Origin of the sequence: Mesorhizobium sp. M1E.F.Ca.ET.063.01.1.1 (assembly GCF_003998155.1) — a bacterium.
Classification (GTDB): domain Bacteria; phylum Pseudomonadota; class Alphaproteobacteria; order Rhizobiales; family Rhizobiaceae; genus Mesorhizobium.
The window spans coordinates 1-512 of sequence record NZ_RZSC01001526.1 but is presented as its reverse complement, the minus strand read 5'-3'; the positions used below and the strand labels follow the sequence as shown (position 1 = coordinate 512).

The 512-nt window shown below is 60.7% G+C and carries 1 pseudogene; it reads left to right on the top strand.

Features of this window, described 5'->3' with window-relative positions:
- Positions 1–406 (top strand): annotated as a pseudogene (gene pyrH / locus EOA29_RS39595) (UMP kinase); the annotation flags it as partial.
- Positions 407–512: the final 106 nt, after the last annotated feature.

The window sequence follows — 512 nt, the reverse complement described above, 5'->3', positions numbered from 1 at the left end:
CGCCATGCCCGAGCTCTGCGAGAGCTTCTCCCAGCGTCAAGCGACCGCCTATATGAACCAGGGCAAGGTGGTGATCTTTGCTGGCGGCACCGGCAATCCGTTCTTCACCACCGATTCGGCCGCGGCGCTGCGCGCCGCCGAGATCGGGGCCGACGCGCTGTTCAAGGGCACCCAGGTCGATGGCGTCTATTCGGCCGACCCCAAGAAGCATCCGGATGCGGTACGCTTCGACCGCATAAGTCATGCCGAAGTCATCAAACGCGGGCTTACGATCATGGATACGGCCGCGATTGCACTTGCGCGTGAAAACAACATTCCGATAATCGTCTATTCGATCCACGAAAAGGGTGGTTTCGGCGAAATCCTGAGGGGCGGCGGCCGTTGCACGGTCGTCGCGGACAATTGACCGGGGCCGGAGTCGGCTAAACGATTGCCGGTTACGGACAGGACTAGAAGAGAAGCAGTGAACCCCGGCGAACGGGTCGAGGAGATGATCATGAGTGGCGAGTACG